The sequence below is a fragment of the Ideonella alba genome (assembly GCF_018069845.1).
GTDB lineage: Bacteria > Pseudomonadota > Gammaproteobacteria > Burkholderiales > Burkholderiaceae_C > Ideonella > Ideonella alba.
In genome coordinates this window covers 76,595-94,552 of sequence record NZ_JAGQDD010000020.1, presented here as the reverse complement: position 1 = coordinate 94,552, position 17,958 = coordinate 76,595, and the positions used below count along the sequence as shown (strand labels likewise).

At 67.1% G+C, this 17,958-nt stretch carries 14 protein-coding genes, 1 other RNA gene and 1 pseudogene; 6 read left to right on the top strand and 10 right to left on the bottom strand.

Going from position 1 to position 17,958, the window contains the following annotated elements; translation table 11 throughout:
* Positions 1–30: 30 nt before the first annotated feature.
* The 10 genes and pseudogenes from KAK03_RS20565 to ompA form a co-directional block, all read right to left on the bottom strand.
* A complete protein-coding gene (locus KAK03_RS20565) occupies positions 31–366 on the bottom strand; it encodes a hypothetical protein (RefSeq protein WP_210856573.1) in 336 nt (111 codons plus the stop codon).
* Positions 363–2,288, bottom strand: a complete 1,926-nt coding sequence (locus KAK03_RS20560) for a type I restriction-modification system subunit M (RefSeq protein WP_210856572.1) — start codon at positions 2,286–2,288, stop codon at positions 363–365. Before KAK03_RS20560 ends, KAK03_RS20565 begins: the two co-directional genes overlap by 4 nt.
* 1,447 nt (positions 2,289–3,735) lie before the next feature.
* Positions 3,736–4,209: a hypothetical protein gene (locus KAK03_RS20555; protein ID WP_210856571.1), complete on the bottom strand. Its 474-nt coding sequence runs from the start codon at positions 4,207–4,209 to the stop codon at positions 3,736–3,738.
* A 394-nt stretch (positions 4,210–4,603) separates the two neighbouring features.
* Positions 4,604–5,140, bottom strand: coding sequence for a hypothetical protein (locus tag KAK03_RS20550; protein ID WP_210856570.1), 537 nt, complete (start codon positions 5,138–5,140; stop codon positions 4,604–4,606).
* An 80-nt stretch (positions 5,141–5,220) separates the two neighbouring features.
* The gene (locus KAK03_RS20545) at positions 5,221–6,147 is read right to left on the bottom strand and encodes a tyrosine-type recombinase/integrase (protein WP_310738685.1); all 927 of its coding nucleotides are present in this window, start codon (positions 6,145–6,147) and stop codon (positions 5,221–5,223) included.
* A 96-nt stretch (positions 6,148–6,243) separates the two neighbouring features.
* Positions 6,244–6,513 (bottom strand): annotated as a pseudogene (locus KAK03_RS25455) (Arm DNA-binding domain-containing protein); the annotation flags it as partial.
* Positions 6,514–6,685: 172 nt separating this feature from the next.
* Positions 6,686–7,057, bottom strand: a transfer-messenger RNA (tmRNA) gene (gene ssrA, locus KAK03_RS20540).
* Positions 7,058–7,071: 14 nt separating this feature from the next.
* The gene (gene gph, locus KAK03_RS20535) at positions 7,072–7,737 is read right to left on the bottom strand and encodes a phosphoglycolate phosphatase (protein WP_210856568.1); all 666 of its coding nucleotides are present in this window, start codon (positions 7,735–7,737) and stop codon (positions 7,072–7,074) included.
* Positions 7,734–8,438 carry a bifunctional 2-polyprenyl-6-hydroxyphenol methylase/3-demethylubiquinol 3-O-methyltransferase UbiG gene (gene ubiG, locus KAK03_RS20530; RefSeq protein WP_210856567.1) on the bottom strand — a complete coding sequence of 235 codons (705 nt, stop codon included), beginning with the start codon at positions 8,436–8,438 and terminating at the stop codon, positions 7,734–7,736. The genes gph and ubiG overlap by 4 nt, the downstream gene beginning before the upstream one ends.
* Before the next feature lie 116 nt (positions 8,439–8,554).
* The gene (gene ompA / locus KAK03_RS20525; protein WP_210856575.1) at positions 8,555–9,217 is read right to left on the bottom strand and encodes an outer membrane protein OmpA; all 663 of its coding nucleotides are present in this window, start codon (positions 9,215–9,217) and stop codon (positions 8,555–8,557) included.
* A 272-nt stretch (positions 9,218–9,489) separates the two neighbouring features.
* Here ompA and gyrA point away from each other — a divergent pair, with 272 nt between their 5' ends.
* From gyrA to KAK03_RS20495, 6 genes are read left to right on the top strand one after another with little or no spacing between them, the layout of a single operon-like run.
* Positions 9,490–12,117, top strand: a complete 2,628-nt coding sequence (gene gyrA, locus KAK03_RS20520) for a DNA gyrase subunit A (RefSeq protein WP_210856566.1) — start codon at positions 9,490–9,492, stop codon at positions 12,115–12,117.
* Positions 12,114–12,698 carry a DUF2059 domain-containing protein gene (locus tag KAK03_RS20515; protein ID WP_210856565.1) on the top strand — a complete coding sequence of 195 codons (585 nt, stop codon included), beginning with the start codon at positions 12,114–12,116 and terminating at the stop codon, positions 12,696–12,698. The genes gyrA and KAK03_RS20515 overlap by 4 nt, the downstream gene beginning before the upstream one ends.
* The gene (gene serC / locus KAK03_RS20510) at positions 12,695–13,789 is read left to right on the top strand and encodes a 3-phosphoserine/phosphohydroxythreonine transaminase (protein WP_210856564.1); all 1,095 of its coding nucleotides are present in this window, start codon (positions 12,695–12,697) and stop codon (positions 13,787–13,789) included. Before KAK03_RS20515 ends, serC begins: the two co-directional genes overlap by 4 nt.
* Positions 13,782–14,915 (top strand): prephenate dehydratase, encoded by a 1,134-nt coding sequence (gene pheA, locus KAK03_RS20505; protein WP_210856563.1) that lies wholly within the window; start codon positions 13,782–13,784, stop codon positions 14,913–14,915. The genes serC and pheA overlap by 8 nt, the downstream gene beginning before the upstream one ends.
* 20 nt (positions 14,916–14,935) lie before the next feature.
* Positions 14,936–15,814: a prephenate dehydrogenase gene (locus tag KAK03_RS20500; protein ID WP_210856562.1), complete on the top strand. Its 879-nt coding sequence runs from the start codon at positions 14,936–14,938 to the stop codon at positions 15,812–15,814.
* Between the two features lie 35 nt (positions 15,815–15,849).
* Complete coding sequence (locus tag KAK03_RS20495; protein WP_210856561.1) at positions 15,850–17,868, top strand: bifunctional 3-phosphoshikimate 1-carboxyvinyltransferase/cytidylate kinase; 2,019 nt, start codon at positions 15,850–15,852, stop codon at positions 17,866–17,868.
* Positions 17,869–17,958: the final 90 nt, after the last annotated feature.

The following is a 17,958-nucleotide window of genomic DNA, read 5'->3' as shown; positions in this document are numbered from 1 at the left end:
CTGCTTCATGGACCCTATCGTCTCAGGGCTTCACGTCGGTGCCAAGCAGGGCGTGGGGCGATTTATGCAGACCTTCCCTAGGCCGGACACACCCAGCGCGCCCTTCCAGGCCAGCATGTAATTGATGACCAGATTGCCAGGACGCACCACTCTGTATCCTTCGAGGCTTTCTGCGCGCGACAGGTGCTCCCCTTCGTCAATGCTGTCCCTCCTTCGGGTCACGCCGGTGTATTCGCTGACGCTCAGCAGTTCGCCCTCACCCGTTGCAGTGACTTCCTTTTCCTCTTGAAGGAAGGCGCGTCCAGGGACGATCTCCACGCCAGGCCCTGCCAGGGGCTCTATGAACTCATGGAAGAACAAGCTCACCGGGTGACCTCACTCAGCAGGGCAGCGATCTCGGCTTCCACCGACCTCAGTTCGGAATCGATCACCTCCAGCGGCCGCGGCGGCACGTAGGTGTAGAAGTACCGGTTGAAGTTGATCTCGTAGCCGACGATGCCGACGGCGCCGTCCTTCGGGTCGGTCTTGCCCTCGTCGATCCAGGCGTCGGGCACATGGGGTAGCACCTCGCGTGCGAAATAATCTCGAATGTCCTGCTTCAGCGGCACGTTCTCGAACTCGCGCAGGTCGGCGTCAGCCAACGGCTGGCCGTCGGTGTCGGTCACCGGCTGGGCGGCCGGGTCGCGCGTGCCGAAGATGTCGAGCACCGCCTTGCGGGTGGCCTTGCCCAGCTTCTTGACGCCCGCTGCGGCCAGGAAGGCATCCAGGCTGTCGAAGGCGCCGCGGCCGGCCAGCGCGATGAACCGCTCCACCTGGTCAGAGCCTTTGGCCTCGGCATAGGCCTTCAGCGCATCCGCGGTCACCTCGAAGCGCAGGCGCAGCGGGCGCTCCACGGTGATGCGCCGGTAGCCGAAGTCGGTGGTGTCGAACAGCTTGCTGTGCGGGCCGTCGGCCAAGTCGTCGTGCCAGCGGGCGATGGCGTCGATCTGCGCCTGGGCGATGGTCTTGCGCTTGCTTCCCAGGCTCTTGCGCATGGGGCTGTGCTGGCCGCTGGCATCGATCAACTGCACCTTGCCATGGCGGGCCGGCGCCTTGTGGTTGCTGAGCACCCACACATAGGTGCCGATGCCGGTGTTGTAGAACAGGTCGGTCGGCAGCGCGACGATGGCCTCCAGCCAGTCGTTCTCCAGAATCCAGCGGCGGATCTCACTCTCGCCCGAGCCGGCGCCGCCGTTAAACAGGGGCGAGCCCGACAGCACGATACCGATGCGCGTGCCGCCCTGCTCGACCGGCTTGCGCTTGCTGAGCAGGTGCATCAGGAACAGCAGCGAGCCGTCGCCCACCCGCGGCAGGCCGGGGCCGAAGCGGCCGGCATAGCCCTGGCCCGTGTGCTCCGCGTTCACCAGCTTCTGCACCATCTCCCACTTCACGCCGAAGGGCGGGTTGGCCAGGCAGTAGTCGAAGCGTTCGCCGGGGAGCTGGTCGTCGCTGAGCGTGTTGCCCAGTTTCAGGTTGCGCACGTCGTAGCCCTGGATCAGCTTGTCGGCGACGCTGATCGCGTAGGTCTCGGGGTTCAGCTCCTGCGCGTAGGGCACCAGCTTGGCGTCGGGGTTCCACTCGGCCACCTGCTCGATGGCCGACGACAGGAAGCCGCCGGTGCCGGCCGCGCAGTCGTACACCGTGCGCACCACGCCCTGGCCGTTCAGCGCGGCATGATCGGTGGCGAACACTAGGGAGGTGACCAGGCGCACCACGTCGCGCGGGGTGAAGTATTCGCCCGCGTCGTCGTTGGCAGCCTCGGCGAACTTGCGGATCAGGTGCTCGAAGACCAGGCCCATGTCGTGGTTCGACAGCACGTTGGGGTGCAGGTCGATGCCGCTGAACTTCTGCGTGATCAGGTACAGCAGGTTGGCCTGCTCCAGCTTCACCAGCCAGTTGTCGAAGCCGAAGTGCTCGAAGATCTGCCGGGCGTTGGCCGAGAAGCGCGACAGGTACTCCTCCAAGTTGGCGCGGGTGGCGGTGGAGCCGAGCGTGCCAAGGCTGAACTGGCTGGTGTTGTAGAAGGTGGCGCCGGCGACATTAGGCAGCACCAGGTCCAGGTCGACGCCGGTGCCGGCCAGTGCGGCGTGCTGGGCGCGCACGGCATCGCGGGTGGGCTCCAGCACGCATTCCAGGCGTCGCAGCACGGTGAAGGGCAGGATGATGCGGCCGTACAGCGAGGGCTTGAAGGGGCCGCGCAGGGCGTCGGCGACGTTCCAGATGAAGTCGGCCAGGTTCTGTTGGTTCATGGGCTCCCGGGATATTCTGAGTGCTTTGCCGGGATGGTATCCGCTGCCTTTTGTGGCACGCCAGTGTGCTTGCCCGGCGAGGCGGGGCAGATGTTGGACAGCGGGGGCGTGATTGGGGCCATGAGAGCTGTTCTGTTCTTGTGATGCGCCGCATATCAGGTCCCAGTTCGTCTCAGGGATAACGGCTACCAGTGTCTCCCGTGGTTAGGCGCAGCTTGGTAGGGCGGCGCATTTGATTTTGCCTTGGAAGCGGCCGACTGCGGCAGCACGATCGCCACGGCGGCCTGCTTCCCGGCCGAGTGCGTCTGCGGGCCTGTCGCGCAGCGCTGAACGCGGCGCCAAGTGCTCGTCCAACAAGCCGGTCAGAACCCAGTGGGTTTCGAGCGGGTTCGCACCAAGAACCCACTGGGTTCCCGTTCGGTTTGAGTGTGGCAGCAATGTAGGCATAGCACACGGAGCCAACGGAACTGGCTATGACATGAACCTGGGCCGCTGCCTTTGAGTGTTTGCTTCTGGCGCAAACCACCGCCATGCGACCGACAAGAAGCAGTCTGGGCGCCAGATGGCTTGACGTAGACCCGCTCTGCCGTGCGTACCGCGCTGCGTACTGGAATGCCCCACCTCGCCTCAGCAATGGTGTCGCCATCGCTCAAAGTGTCGGAACTGGCTACTTCGCTGGCAACCTTGCTGGCAACCTTGCTGGCAACCTTGCTGGCAACCTTGCTGGTAACTTGGCCAACAGCCAACCGGCTCATGTCAGCGTGCTGGCCTGGATGGAGGTTGACCATCTGATGGTCACCGCAAGGCGAACACTGCTGGCGGACGGCTTCCCCCTCCTTCACCGACTCCCCCCGTCGCCTCCTTGCTGGCGAGGCTTCTAGTCCCAGTAGATGGCTCCTCTAGATGGTTTCCGTCTGCCGGAACAGACACCCCCACCTGACCCCTGTCTATTGCACCGTCTGCCGGTATAGGGCGGGAACGCTCTATTCCGTCTCCCGGTGCTATACGGGCTTTGCTTGTTCCGCCAGACGGTCTAGGCGATGCGTTCTTGGCCTCACCTCGGTAGGCACCACGTTCGAAGGCTATCGCCGCACCGGTATCGAAGTCAGGGTGCCGGTCCAGTTCGCGCCACGTCAAGGCGTACCAAGAAGCACGGTTAGGTCGATGCCCCTGCACGGTCTCGAAGATGAAGCCCGCCTCGAGCAGTTCCCGCTTCGCGCGAGTGAGCGTGTCAGCGCTATTCCAGCCGCGCTTTTTCATGTGCGCCATCGAGCACAGCAAGCGGCCGTTGTTGTCACGAACGTACTGCCTAGCAATCTCCAGCAGGAGGGACCTCGCCGGGTGACTCAAGCGGGCAAATGAAGGGCTGTCAAGCACCACCCAGGGCAGCGCCACGAATCCCCCTGCGTCGCGGCTGCTGTCGACCCTGCGGCCCGGTGATCGACCGTTAGCCATTTGCCGCCGGCAGCAGCGCCAATGAAGCGCCGTTGTGCCCCATACCGCAGACGTCGAGATGCCACGCCTTGGTGCACCGCATGGGATACGCCAACCACCGCATTGCGAGTTCTGCGACCCAGACAATAGCGAGGTTGAACGCGACCTGCGACCCATTGGACGCATTCGCCAATCGGTCAACATGCATGCGGCCGGTCTCCAGATCGCAGCCGGCGCGCAGCTCGCCGGGTTGTCGCTCCGGACCCGACCACATACAGGCTTCGGCGCAGCCGCTTGCCTCCAAGACTGTTTCGATCGCCATGATCATTTCCCCAAAGACGGCAGCGTTCAGGCGCAGGACAGACGGCTGTAGGTTGTGGACCGGAGCATCACCGCCCCGGATTTGCGCCCTGCTGCTTGCTGTGCCATGCCGATCCCTGACGTCAATGACCTTGGGATCTGTGGGCGAGCCAGTGACCATGGCCACTCAGCCTTTCCGCGACTGCTTAGCCCTCTGTGCAGCCCGACTGGCCTTGGACGCAGTCGTCATGAGCCGGGATGCTGCCGCCGGGTCAACTTGTGCCCGCGTTTCCCAGAAAGCACGCACCTCGCCGACGCGCCACCTCGTGCAACGGGGTTGGCGGATCACCGGCTGGGGAGCACGTCCTGTCCGGACCTCTTCGTGCCACCAGGAGACGGACATGCCGCCGACAGCGGCGCAGGTCAGCGCGTCAATCAGCGCTACCTCCTGCAGGTCAGCGTGCAGGATGGGCGGTTTGGGAGCAGCCATGAAAAACCTCACTCGATCAGTTACGGTGAGGTCAGTGTCTTGAGCGCCGTTTCCCGCGAAAAGAAGGTCCCAATTGTTGGGAATGCGCCGTCTAGGGCGTGCGCTTGGGCTTGGTCAAGAGCTTCAGCTTTCGCAGCCGCTCCTCCGCTTCCGCGGTGTCCCCAAACTCGAGCAGAAGCTCCTTGCGAACACGCGCCCTTGCCTTGGAGATTCGGTTCTGCAAGGTCTTGATGTACTGGCTCCGCTTGACTGGACTTCGACCCAGACGATCGGCGGCCAGGTCGGCCAGGCGATTTGCGACCTTCGTTGGACTGATCCTGGAGGCAGCAACGACCAAGGCGTAGTCGTACTCCCGCTGTTCGCGGGCCTGGAGCCGCTTCTTCCTGCCGCGGCGAGGCTTTTCAGGCACAGGAATCGGTCGGGATTCCGCCGCCCTTGGTGCGATAGCGTCAGCCAGGCCGAGACCTGATCTCACTGGCCTCTCGATGACCGTGGAAAGTACCTGCGTTGTGGCGTCCATGGACCTGGTCATCTGCGCCCCCAGCTTGCGCCACAGCTCCAACTCCTGGCGCTCCTTGTCGGTCAAGGCTGCTGCAGTCGACGCTTTCGCTGACTTCCTCTTGGACATCAGTGGCTCTCCTTCGATTGGGTTCCGCCTCCCAAGGTGGACCGTTCGACACTCAGCCGACTGTGCACAACACGGACGCCTCAACTCCCGCTAGCCGCTACCTTGCCTCGCAACTCCTGAAGGTAGTCGGCCCACCGGGTCATCATTTCGCGCCGCTGCTCAAGGTACTGCGTTCGGTTGTAGGCGCGCCCCAAGGCGTCTGGCACAGCGTGCGCCAACTGGGCCTCAATGACCTCTGGCGCTATGCCCAGTCGTTCCGCCGCCATGGTTCGTGCCATCGCACGAAACCCATGGGCTGTCATGTCGTCGTTGCCGTACCCCATCCGCCGCAGTGCACTGCGGACCGTGTTGTCCGACATGCAGCGCGTCTTGGGCGAAGTGACTGAAGGAAACACGAACGCTCCGCTACCCGTGAGCCCGTGCAGCGCGCTCAGGATGGCAAGTGGCCGTGGTGCCAGTGGTACCAAGTGGGGAGACCCGTTCAGCTTTTCATCGCGGGATCGCTTCATGACGTTTGGCGGAACGGTCAACATCGCATCATCGAAGTCGACCCAACTCCACTCCATCCGGCGCAGCTCGCCAGGCCGCAGGAGCAAGAGCGCCGAGAGTTCCAACGCCGCCTTCGTGACCGGATGCCCTTTGTAGGATTCAATGTCTGCACACAAAGCCGCAGCCTGCTGCGGGTCGACGATGGCTGCGAGGTGTTTGGTGCGTGGAGGCGGCAGAGCGTCTCGCAGGTCAGCCGCTGGATTGCGCTGGCAGTACCCAGCAGCAATGGCGTACCTGAACACCTGACCGCAAGCGTCCTTGGCACGGTGGGCAGTTTCGATCGCGCCGCGTCCGGTGATCTGTCGCAATACGGCAAGCAACTCGGGCGATTCGATGTCCCCGATCGAGCGGCTGCCTATTCGGGGAAAGACGTCTTGCTCGAATCGGATGAGTGTTCTGGCGGCGTGCGCTTCGCTGACCTTGGCGCGATGAATCTGGGCCCACCACTCGCGTGCCACCGCTTCGAACGAACCTGTGCATGGCTCCCCTGCAGCCATTGAGCGAGCCATCGATGCTGCGCGCGCGGTGGCAGCCCGTTGGCCTTGACGGACTGCACTGGGGTCGACACCCGCCGCCACTTGGGCCCGTGCCTCTGCCCTTCTCTGCCTTGCAAGCGCTAGCCCGACGGCTGGGTAGGTGCCCAGCGAGAGCATCTTCTCCACGCCGCCGAATCGATAGCGGAACCGCCACCATCCGGCGTCTGTCGGGCGAACATCCAGGTGTAGCCCCGCACCGTCCAGCAGCTTGGCAGGACGACCCTCCAGCTTGGCTGCCTTGAGAGCAGCCCTGATAGCCCTGTCCGAGAGAAGATCCGTCCGTGCCATGAGGGTAACTTTAAGCCAGATAGGGCCGTCTGGGGTGACTTACCCTCAGTGTTACCCATACAAGCCCTGGACTCAGGTGGTGTCGTCTGGTCGTATGCGGATGAAAAAAGAGCGCTAAGTATTTGATTTACTTAGCGCTCTGATCGTTTTCGGTCCAGTGCGGACCTATGTATGGTGGAGCCGGGGGGAATTGAACCCCCGTCCGCAAGCCATCGCCAGGTAGATCTACATGCTTAGCTGACTGATTTGGATCTCACACCCCGTGCCGCGCAGCAGCACGCTGCCCGGGATGCCAGCCACTGAGTCTCGTCGCCTGGTGAGTGGCCCACCGGTCGACCAGCCAATGTGAATGACCTCTCTGTCTTCGGCCTTGCGACCTCAGACGCAGCCCATCGGCCAACTGCTGAGAGGCTCACCGGTGTTAAGCGGCGAGGGCGAAACGTTCGTCGTTCGCAGTTACTTGTTTCCAGTGGTTTTACGAGCGAACTGGTGCTCGGCATGCACTATCCCGACTCCGCACCCACGTCGAAACCAGGTCGGCCCCAGGAGTCCTGTAGTTTAGGTCAGTTCCAGCCACTTCAAGAGATCGATCGGTTCGGACAGCACCGCATCGGCCGCCCAGTCCTCGATCGCCTCGCCCTGGCCCAGGTAACCCCAGGCAGCGGCCAGGGCCGCCATGCCGGCGGCGCGGCCGGCCTGGATGTCGCGCAGGTCGTCGCCGACGTAGATGCAGGCCTCGGGCGCCACGCCGGCCTGCCGGGCCGCTTCCAGCAGTGGCGCGGGGTGCGGCTTGGCATGCGGCGTGGTATCGCCTGCCACCAGCGCCGCGGCGCGTCGGTCCAGCCCCAGGCCCTGGATCACCGGCCAGGCGAAGCGCTCGTGCTTGTTGGTCACGATGCCCCAGCGCAGACCGGCGCCTTCCAGGCGCTGCAGCACCGGCTCCATCGCCGCAAAGACGCGCGTCTCGCGCAGCATGCGGGCCTCGTAGAGCGACAGGAAGTCCTCGCGCAGGGTGTCGAATGCGGCATCGCCCGGCGCCACGCCGAAGGCCACGCCCAGCATGCCGCGCGCGCCGGCGCCCACCATCGGACGCAGGGCCTCGAACGGCAAGGCAGGCCGCTGGTGGCGTTCACGCAGCTCATTGGCGGCACCGGCCAGGTCGGGCGCACTGTCGACCAGGGTGCCGTCCAGATCGAACAGCACCGCCTGCACACCGGCCCTCATGCGAGCGGCTTGCGGCAGGCGATCAGGTAGTTCACGCTGGTGTCGCTGCTGAGCCAGTAGCGACCGGTCAGCGGGTTGTGTTCCATGCCCCGCATCGCCGACAGTTCCAGCCCCGCCCCGCGCACCCAGCGCGACAGTTCGCTCGGACGGATGAAGCGGTGGTGATCGTGCGTGCCAGCCGGCAGCATCTTCAGCACGTACTCCGCGCCCACGATGGCGAACAGCCAGGACTTGAAGTTGCGGTTGAGGGTGGAAAAGAACACCCAGCCACCGGGCTTGGCCAGCGTGGCGCAGGCCTGCACCACCGAGCCCGGCTCAGGCACATGCTCCAGCATCTCCATGCAGGTGACCACGTCGAAGGCGCCAGGCTGCTCGGCCGCCAGCGCCTCGGCGGCCACCTCGCGGTAGTCCACCGCCACGCCCGACTCCATCGCATGCAGCCGTGCCACCTTCAGCGGTTTCGTGGAGAGGTCGATGCCCGTGACCTGGGCGCCGCGGCGGGCCATGGCCTCGGCCAGGATGCCGCCACCGCAGCCCACGTCCAGCGCACGCGCGCCCGCCAGCGTGGCCTGCTCGGCGATCCAGTCCAGGCGCAGCGGGTTGATCTGGTGCAAGGGGCGGAATTCGCCATCGGGGTCCCACCATTTGTGGGCCAGGTCTCCGAACTTGTCCAGTTCCTGCGGGTCGGCGTTGATGCTCATGGGCGTGATGGTAGCGGCCTGAAACGAACAATCCCGCCGCAGCGGGATTGGATCTGATCAGCGGCAGATGTGAAAAACCCCGCCGCAGCGGGGTTTCGAAGCATCCGGCGAGCGGATTACTTGTTGCGGGTACCGACGACCTCGATCTCGACGCGGCGGTTCTTCGCCTTGCCTTCCTTGGTCTTGTTGTCGGCGACCGGCTGCTTCTCGCCCTTGCCTTCGGTGTAGACGCGGTTCTTCTCGACGCCCTTGTCGACCAGGTAGGCCTTCACGGAGTCAGCGCGGCGGACCGACAGCTTCTGGTTGTAGGCGTCAGAGCCGTCGCTGTCGGTGTGGCCGACGGCGATGATGACTTCCAGGTTCATGCCCTTGGTCTTGGCAACCAGGTCGTCCAGCTTGGCCTTGGCTTCAGGCTTCAGCACCGACTTGTCGACGTCGAAGAAGGCGTCGGCAGCGTAGGTGACCTTTTCGCTGACCGGAGCGGCCGGCGGAGCGGGCGGCGCGGGCGGCTTGGGCGCCGGAGCCGGGGCGGGCGCGGGGGCCGGAGCGGGCGCCGGGGCCGGAGCGGCAGGCTTCAGCGCGCCGTCGCAGTTCTCGGCAGCCGTGGCCGGCGTCCAGTTGGCATCGCGCCAGCAGAGTTCGTTGGTGCCGTTCTTCCACACCAGCGAGCCATCAGCATTACGCCAGTTGTCGACGGTCTTCTGGGCGAAGGCGCTCGACATCGGGGCAGCAAGCGCGGCAGCTGCGAACAGCATTGCCACCTTGTTCAGTTTCTTCATGATTCTCCTCTCAAGGAAAGCCGCAGAGGCCTGCGATACGTCCAAATCGGAAGCGAGATAACCTGGCAAACACCCGGTCCTTGCGAGCGCTCACCACCGACAACTCATTGTGCCATAGGGCGTCGGGTGATCCGCATTTTGGGCGCCGGGCGTGGTCGGAGGACACAGCCTGTTGCGCCGTCGCGACAGGGTGCCCCCTTTAGAATGCCCGGTTTCGGCCTTATCGCGCCCCGCCACCGTTCTGCGCCCCCGCGCAGGACCGCGCCGACCCCATGACCCAGTTCGCCAAGGAAACCCTGCCGATCAGCCTCGAAGAGGAGATGCGGCGTTCGTACCTGGACTACGCGATGAGCGTGATCGTGGGCCGGGCCCTGCCCGACGCCCGCGACGGCCTCAAGCCGGTGCACCGGCGCGTGCTCTATGCGATGCACGAGCTGAACAACGACTGGAACCGGCCGTACAAGAAGTCGGCCCGTATCGTCGGTGACGTCATCGGTAAGTACCACCCGCACGGCGACACCGCGGTGTACGACACCATCGTGCGCATGGCGCAGGACTTCAGCCTGCGCCACATGCTGGTCGATGGCCAGGGCAACTTCGGCTCGGTCGACGGCGACAGCGCGGCAGCGATGCGCTACACCGAAATCCGGCTGGCCAAGATCGCCCACGAGATGCTGGCCGACATCGACAAGGAAACCGTCGACTTCGGCCCGAACTACGACGGCTCCGAGACCGAGCCGCTGGTCATGCCCACGCGGCTGCCCAACCTGCTGGTCAACGGCGCGGCCGGCATCGCGGTGGGCATGGCCACCAACATCCCGCCGCACAACCTCAACGAGGTGGTCGACGCCTGCCTGCACCTGCTGCGCACGCCCGAGGCCACGCTCGACGAGCTGATGGAGATCATCCCGGCGCCCGACTTCCCCACCGCCGGCATCATCTACGGCGTGGGCGGCGTGCGCGAGGGCTACCGCACCGGCCGTGGCCGCGTGGTGATGCGCGCCCGGGTGCACTTCGAGGACATCGACCGCGGCCAGCGCCAGGCGATCATCGTCGACGAGATCCCTTACCAGGTGAACAAGAAGACCCTGCTCGAGCGCATTGCCGAGCTGGTCCACGAGAAGAAGATCGAGGGCATCAGCCACATCCAGGACGAGTCGGACAAGTCCGGCATGCGGGTGGTGATCGAGCTCAAGCGCGGCGAAGTGCCCGAGGTGGTGCTCAACAACCTGTACAAGCAGACCCAGCTGCAGGACACCTTCGGCATGAACATGGTGGCGCTGGTCGACGGCCAGCCCAAGCTGTGCAACCTCAAGCAGCTGCTGGAGATCTTCCTCGAGCACCGCCGCGAGGTGGTTACCCGCCGCACCGTGTTCGAGCTGCGCAAGGCCCGCGAGCGCGGCCACGTGCTGGAAGGCCTGGCGGTGGCGCTGGCCAACATCGACGAGTTCATCCGCATCATCAAGGAGTCGCCGACGCCGCCGATGGCCAAGGCCGCGCTGATGGCGCAGAGCTGGGATTCGTCGCTGGTGCGCGAGATGCTCTCGCGCGCCGAGGGCGAGAACCCCGGCAGCGCCGCGGCCTACCGCCCCGAGGGCCTGCCGATGCACTTCGGCATGCAGCCCGACGGCCTGTACCGCCTGTCTGACGACCAGGCCGGCGAGATCCTGCAGATGCGCCTGCAGCGCCTGACCGGCCTGGAGCAGGACAAGATCGTCGGCGAGTACAAGGACGTGATGGCGCAGATCGCCGATCTGCTGGACATCCTGGCCAAGCCCGAGCGCGTCACCGTCATCATCTCGGACGAGCTCACCGCGCTGCGCACCGAATTCGGCCAGACCAAGGCGGGCGCGCGCCGCAGCACGATCGAGCACAACGTGCAGGAGCTGGGCACCGAGGACCTGATCACGCCCACCGACATGGTGGTCACGCTCAGCCACACCGGCTACATCAAGAGCCAGCCGCTGACCGAGTACCGTGCCCAGAAGCGCGGCGGCCGCGGCAAGCAGGCCACCGCCACCAAGGACGACGACTGGATCGACCAGCTCTTCATCGCCAACACCCACGACTGGATCCTGTGCTTCTCTGACCGCGGCCGCGTGTACTGGCTCAAGGTCTGGGAAGTGCCGCAGGGCGGCCGCGGCAGCCGCGGCAAGCCCATCGTCAACATGTTCCCGCTGCAGCCGGGCGAGAAGATCACCGTGGTGCTGCCGCTGACCGGCGAGTTCCGCAGCTTCCCTGAAGACCACTACGTCTTCATGTGCACCGCGCGCGGCACGGTCAAGAAGACCGCGCTGGACGAATTCAGCAACCCGCGCAAGGCCGGCATCATCGCCGTGGACCTGGACGAGGGTGACTTCCTGATCGGCGCCGCACTGACCGACGGCCACCACGACGTGATGCTGTTCAGCGACGGCGGCAAGGCGGTGCGCTTCGACGAGGACGACGTGCGGCCGCTGGGCCGCCAGGCCCGCGGCGTGCGCGGCATGATGCTGGAAGACGGCCAGAGCGTGATCGCCATGCTGGTGGCCGAGGACGAATCGCAAAGCGTGCTCACTGCCACCGAGAACGGCTTCGGCAAGCGCACCAGCATCGTCGAATACACCCGCCACGGCCGTGGCACCAAGGGCATGATCGCGATCCAGCAGAGCGAACGCAACGGCAAGGTGGTCGCCGCCACGCTGGTGCGTGCCGAGGACGAGATCATGCTGATCACCGACAAGGGCGTGCTGGTGCGCACCCGCGTTGCCGAGATCCGCGAGCTCGGCCGCGCCACGCAGGGCGTCACGCTGATCGCGCTGGACGATGGCGCCAAGCTCTCGGGCCTGCAGCGCATCGTCGAGAACGACGCCAACGATGCCGGCGCCGACACCGAAGACACCCCTGGAGACACCGAATGACGCACCGACTCACCCTGCTGGCGCTGGCCGCCCTGATGGCCGCCGCACCGGCGTGGGCCCAGACCAAGAAGGAGCTGGTCGCGCGCGTCGTGGCACTGCAGCAGGCCGACTACGAGGCCATCGGCCGCGGCGTCGCCGGCCAGCCGGCGCAGCAGTTGCTGGCCGCCGCCGGCCAAGCCCTGAACCAGTTGCCGCCCGAACGCCGCGAGGCCGTGGGCAAGGAGATCCAGGCCGAGGTGCGCAAGTTCTACGACGGCATCGCCCCGGTGCTGGTCGAGCGCGCCGGCAAGGCCGGCCAGGCGATCGCCCCGGCGATGCTGGAAGAGAAGTTCAGCGAGGACGAGCTGAAGCTGGTCATCGCCTTTCTGGAATCGCCCGCGTCCAAGAAGTACAGCGAGATCGGCGGACAGTTGCCGGGCCGCATCTCCGAGCGCGTGGTCAGCGAGACGCGCGCCACCGTCGAGCCCAAGCTCAAGGCGCTGGAGCAGACGGTCATGGCCAAGCTGAAGGCGGCTGCGGCGGCCGGTCCGGCCGCGTCGGCGCCGGCGCCCAAGCCCGCGGCGTCCGGAGCCCGCAAGTGACGAGACCGTTCAACTTCTCGGCCGGACCGGCGATGTTGCCGCAGGCCGTGCTGCAGCAGGCCGCCGCCGAGATGCTGGACTGGCACGGCAGCGGCATGGGCGTGATGGAGATGAGCCACCGCGGCAAGGAGTTCATCTCGATCTACGAAGCGGCCGAGCGCGACCTGCGTGAGCTGCTGGCGGTGCCTGCGCACTTCCGCATCCTGTTCATGCAGGGTGGCGGTCTGGGCGAGAACGCCATAGTGCCGATGAACTGCTCGCGCGGCGGCGCGGTCGATGTGGTGGTCACGGGCTCGTGGAGCCAGAAGTCGCTGCAGGAAGCGCGCCGGTACGCTGACGCGCAGGCCGCCGCCAGCAACGAGGCCGACCGGCACACCACGCTGCCCGCCCCCACCAGTTGGCGCCTGCGCGACAACGCCGCCTATGTGCATGTGTGCTCGAACGAGACCATCCACGGCGTCGAGATGCACACCCTGCCCGACCTGGCCGCGCTGGGCTGCCGCGCGCCGCTGGTGGTGGACTGCTCCTCGCACGTGCTCTCGCGCGGCATCGACTGGTCGCGCGTGGGCCTGGCCTTCGCCGGCGCGCAGAAGAACATCGGCCCGGCCGGCGTGACCATCGTCATCGTGCGCGAGGACCTGCTGGGCCACGCGCTGCCGATCACGCCCTCGGCCTTCGACTACAAGAACGTGGCCGACAACGCCTCGATGTACAACACGCCGCCCACCTACGGCATCTACATCGCCGGCCTGGTGTTCCAGTGGATCAAGGCCCAGGGCGGCGTGGCCGAGATGGAGCGCCGCGCCATCGAGAAGGCGCAGCTGCTCTACGGCTACCTCGACGACAACGGCGGCTTCTACAGCAACCGCGTGGCCCGCGATGCCCGCTCGCGCATGAACGTGCCCTTCTTCCTGGCCGACGAGCGCCTGAACGAGGCCTTCCTGGCCGGCGCCCGCGAGGCCGGGCTGCTGCAGCTCAAGGGCCACAAGAGCGTGGGCGGCATGCGCGCGTCCGTCTACAACGCCATGCCGCTGGCCGGCGTGCAGGCGCTGGTCACCTACCTGCAGGACTTCGCCCGCCGCCATGGCTGATGAACCGATCCAACCGCCGCCGGGCGACACCCAACCCGCCGCCCAGCCGGCGCTGCTGGCGCTGCGCGACCAGATCGACGCCCTGGACCGCGACCTGCTGGCGCTGCTGAACCGGCGCGCCAGCATCGCGCTGCAGGTGGGCGAGATCAAGAAGAAGGAAGGCTCGGTGGTCTTCCGCCCCGAGCGCGAAGCCCAGGTCATCGACGGCCTGAAGGCCGGCAACCCCGGACCGCTGAAGAACGACAACATCGCACCCATCTGGCGCGAGATCATGAGCGCCTGCCGCGCGCTGGAAACGCCCACCCGCGTGGCCTACCTGGGCCCGGCCGGCACCTTCAGCGAAGAGGCGGCGCTGGGCTACTTCGGCAGCTCGATCGTGCGCGTGCCCTGCGCCAGCATCGACGAGGTGTTCCGCAACACCTCGGCCGGCGTGGCCGATTTCGGCGTGGTGCCGGTCGAGAACTCCACCGAAGGCATGGTGGCGCGCTCGCTGGACATCTTCCTGACCACGCCACTGTTCATCATCGGCGAGACCAGCCTGTTCGTGCGCCACAACCTGCTGCGCAAGGACAACTCGCTGGACGCCATCGAGGCGGTCTGCGCCCATCCGCAGGCGCTGGCGCAGTGCCACGAATGGCTGTCGCTGCACCTGCCGCAGGCCGAGCGCCGCCCGGTGGCCAGCAACGCCGAGGGCGCGCGCCAGGCGGGCCAGGATGCGCGCCTGGCCGGCATCGCCAGCGTGCGCGCGGCCAACGAGTACGGCCTGCATGTGGTGGCACCGGCCATCCAGGACGACGCCCACAACCGCACCCGCTTCGCCATCGTCACCGACCCGCACCGCCACCCGGCGCCCAAAGCCTCGGGCCACGACTGCACCAGCCTGGTGGTCTCGGTGAACAACCGGCCCGGAGCGATGTACGACATCCTGGCGCCGCTGAAGAAGCATGGCGTGTCGATGAGCCGCCTCGAATCCCGCCCGGCGCGCTCGGGACAGTGGGAGTACTACTTCTTCATCGACCTGCAGGGCCACCCGGATGAATCCCGCGTGGACCAGGCGATGAAGGAGCTGCGTGAGGCCTGCGCCTTCTTCAAGGTGCTGGGCACCTACCCCGTCGACGTCCACTGAGGGCTGTGCCGACCATGGCAATGTTCAAGCAACTCGGCCTGATCGGCTGCGGCCTGATGGGCGGCTCCTTTGCGCTGGCGCTCAAGGAGGCCGGACTGGTCGACAAGGTGATCGGCTACAGCAAGTCGCCCACCACCACCGACAAGGCGCGCCAGCTGGGCGTGATCGACCAGGTCGCCGAATCCGCGCTGCTGGCCGTTTCCGGCGCCGACATCGTGCTGCTGGCCGTGCCGGTGGCCGCCACCGATGCCACGCTGCGCGCCATCCGCCACCTGGTGACGCCGGCCACGCTGTTCATGGACGTGGGCAGCACCAAGCGCGACGTGGTAGACGCAGTGCGCCGCGTGCTCAAGGAGCGCGCGCCGGCCTTCGTGCCGGCCCACCCGATTGCCGGCAAGGAACAGGCCGGCGTGCAGCACGCCGACGCCCAGCTCTACCGCGACCGCCAGGTCATCCTCACACCGATCGCCCAGACCGATGCCGGCCTGGTCGACAAGGCGCGTGCGGTCTGGACCGCGGTGGGCGCCCATGTGCAGGTGATGACGCCCGAGGCGCACGACGCCGCCTTTGCCGCCGTCAGCCACCTGCCGCACCTGCTGGCCTTTGCCTACATGGCCGGGCTGCTGCAGCAGAAGGACAGCGAGCAGTTCCTGGCGCTGGCCGGACCGGGATTCCGCGACTTCACCCGCATCGCCGCCTCCGACCCGGCGATCTGGCGCGACATCCTGATTGCCAACCGCGAGGAGGTGATCAAGCAGTCCGAGCGCTTCCGCGGCGCGCTGGGCGTGCTTGAGAAGGCGCTGCAGGACTGCCACGGCGAGGCGCTGGAGGCGCTGATCCAGGGCGTCTCGCAAGCCCGCAGCCATTGGCGCCTGAGCTCCGGCGCCCGCCACAACTGATCCCCTGCCGGCGCTGTGCCGCCGGCCGCCGACCCATGTTCGACACCGCCTTCCTCGACCTGCCGCCCCTCGTCCGCGCCCGCGGCACCGTGCGCCTGCCGGGCTCGAAGAGCATCTCCAACCGCGTGCTGCTGCTGGCCGGCCTGGCCGAGGGCACGACCGCGGTCCACGACCTGCTCGATTCCGACGACACCCGGGTGATGCTGGCCGCGCTGGAACAGCTGGGCTGCGGCCTGCGCCGCGAGGGCGAGGTGCTGCATGTGTCCGGCCTGGGCGGCCGCCTGCACACGCGCGAGGCCCGGCTCTTCCTGGGCAACGCCGGCACCGCGATGCGCCCGCTGACCGCCGCGCTGGCGGTGCTGGCGGCCACCCAGGGCGGTGCCTTCGAACTCTCCGGCGTGGCGCGCATGCACGAGCGGCCGATCGGCGACCTGGTCGACGCGCTGCGCGCGCTGGGCTGCCCGGTGGCCGACCTGGGCCAGCCCGGCTACCCGCCGCTTCGCGTGGGCGACGGCGCGCTGCACGCGCTGGACACCGCGCAACCGATCCCGGTGCGTGGCGACGTCTCCAGCCAGTTCCTCACCGCGCTGCTGCTGGCGCTGCCGCTGGTCAGTGGCCAGGGGCCGGTGGTGATCGAGGTGGTGGGCGAGCTGATTTCCAAGCCCTACATCGAGATCACGCTGAACCTGCTGGCGCGTTTCGGCATCCACGTGCAGCGCGAGGGCTGGCAGCGTTTCACCATCCCGCAGGGCTCGGCCTACCGCACGCCGGGCCGTATCCATGTGGAAGGCGATGCGTCCTCGGCCTCGTACTTCATCGCGCTGGGCGCGATCGCCGGCACCGACGCGCCGGTGCGCATCGAGGGCGTGGGCTTCGACGCCATCCAGGGCGACATCCGCTTCGTCGAGGCGGCCCAGGCCATGGGCGCGCAGGTCAGCGGCGGCCCGGGCTGGCTGGAGGTGCGCCGCGGTGCCTGGCCGCTCAAGGGCATCACGCTGGACTGCAACCACATCCCCGACGCCGCGATGACGCTGGCGGTGATGGCCTTGTACGCCGATGGCCCGACCCGGCTGACCAACATCGCCAGCTGGCGCGTCAAGGAGACCGACCGCATCGCCGCCATGGCCACCGAGTTGCGCCAGCTCGGCGCCACGGTCACCGAAGGCCCCGACTTCATCGAGGTGCAGCCGCTGCACGCCTGGCGCGCCCCGCTGATCCACACCTACGACGACCACCGCATGGCGATGTGCCTGTCGCTGGCCGCCTTCAACCCGCTGGCCGGCGCATCGGTGCCCGTGCGCATCGCCGACCCGAAGTGCGTGGCTAAGACCTTCCCCGACTACTTCGAGGCGCTGTTCAGCCTGGTCGAGCCGCTGCCCGGCGCGGTGCCTGTGATCGCGGTGGATGGCCCCACGGCGTCGGGCAAGGGCACGCTGGCGGCCGAACTGGCCGAGCGCCTGGGCTACCACCTGCTGGACTCCGGTGCGCTCTACCGCGCTGCCGCCCTGGCCGCCCGGGCGGCGGGCGTGGCGCTGGGCGATGGCGCGGGCGTGGCCCGGGTGGCGGCCGCGATGGCGCTGCGTTTCCAGGGCCAGCAGGTCTGGCTGGACGGCCGCGACATCAGCGACGAGCTGCGCCTGGAAACCACCGGCGCGATGGCCTCGCAGGTGAGCGTCCACCCCGCCGTGCGCCAGGCGCTGCACGACGTGCAGCTCTCGTTTGCCCGCGTGCCGGGCCTGGTGGCCGACGGCCGCGACATGGGCACCGTGGTGTTCCCGGGCGCGGCGCTCAAGGTCTTCCTCACCGCCAGCGCCGACGAGCGCGCCGAGCGCCGCTACAAGCAGTTGATTTCTAAGGGAATTTCCGCTAATATCGACAGTCTTCGCGCAGACATCCGGGCGCGCGACGAGCGGGACATGAATCGCTCGGCTGCGCCCCTGAAGCCCGCCGAGGACGCCGTGCTGCTGGACAACTCGCAGTTGGGCATCGAGGAATCGGTGCAACGCTGCCTGGGCTGGTGGCACGAGCGCCGGCCGTTTGGCCGCCTGGCCTGAGCCATCCCGCTCAGGCTGCGCGTTCAGCGGCCACAGGGCCCACCGCCCCTCCCTCCTGGTGCGCACAGCACCGCCGGGGGCGGTGATCTC